This window comes from Alkalibacillus haloalkaliphilus C5 (assembly GCF_000269905.1).
GTDB lineage: Bacteria > Bacillota > Bacilli > Bacillales > Alkalibacillaceae > Alkalibacillus > Alkalibacillus haloalkaliphilus_A.
Genome location: NZ_AKIF01000270.1, coordinates 1 through 1,263, shown reverse-complemented (window position 1 = coordinate 1,263; position 1,263 = coordinate 1). Strand labels below are relative to the sequence as shown.

1 protein-coding gene is annotated in these 1,263 nt (G+C 41.1%); it reads right to left on the bottom strand.

The annotated features are described in order from the left end of the window. Positions 1-1,198 (bottom strand): M24 family metallopeptidase (locus A194_RS0116320; RefSeq protein ID WP_017187840.1); only part of this gene is annotated, 1,198 nt, incomplete at its 3' end. Positions 1,199-1,263: the final 65 nt, after the last annotated feature.

The following is a 1,263-nucleotide window of genomic DNA, read 5'->3' as shown; positions in this document are numbered from 1 at the left end:
CACTACTGTCATCTGGGAAGTGGAATGGACTGTTAACGATTAATTCACGAGGATAGTTCGTTAACATATCGACCCCATTATCAGTAATGACAAATGATTCACTCATCTCAATGCCATCATTTTCAAACCATAAGCCCGGAATAAAATGAAATGTCATGTTCGGCTTAAGTTCTGTTTTGTCTCCTCTTCGGATACTTGCTGTATGCTCACCCCAGTCAGGCGGATAATTTAACCCCATCGAATAACCTAAGCGCGATTCTTTTTCAATACCATACTTACGCGTTGATTCACGCCAAGCTTCTTCTAATTCTTCTAAATAAATGCCAGGCTTCGCTCGATCTAACACATTTTCAATACCTTCACGAACAATATGCGCTAAACGCTCTAACCTCTCTGGTGGTGAACCGATTGATACCGTTCTTGCTAATGGTGCATGGTAACGTTTATAACAACCACCAAGCTCAATAATGACCGCATTACCTTCTTCAAAATAGTTTTCCGACCAAGTTAAATGTGGTGTTGATGTGTTTTCTCCTGTAGGAAGCATTGGCACAATCGACGGATAATCACCACCAAACTCATCGGTCCCTTTTATTAATTCATAATAAATGGCTGCAGCCGCATCATTTTCTCTTGATCCTGTATGAATCGCTGAAACAGCAGCATCCATGGACTGCTCAGCAATTTTACCCGCACGGCGCATGAATTCTATTTCTTGATCTGACTTCATGATCCGCACCCAATTGACAAGTGACGTCGCATCTTTAAACGTTGCATTCGAAAGTTTTTGAAGCAAAGTCATATACGCCTTAGCAGAGAAATAATACTGATCCATCTCCACTCCAATGTGACGGTTGCCATGGCCAATTTCATTAAGAATTTCCGCGATAAACTCCATTGGATGATAATGCTCTGAATGCACGTAATAATCCGGATATGACATGATGTTTTCATCATACATCCACGTTGTTGCTTTAGCTCCATTCGCATCCATTAAGCGCCCAATCCAAATCGGCTGCGGTTCATCAATAATCACAACCAACATTTGATGAACGTAAAACGACCATGCATCATACCCCGATAAATAGTTCATATTGGCAGGGTCAGTAATGAGTAACACCTCAACCCCTTCCCTTGCCATCCGTTCCTTCGTATTCTTCAGCCGCTCTTGATACTCTAAAATATCAAACGTCAGCATGGTAAAGCCTCCCTTCTCTTAAATGACTGAATTTTTAAATATTTGTTACTGCTATTATATTGCGG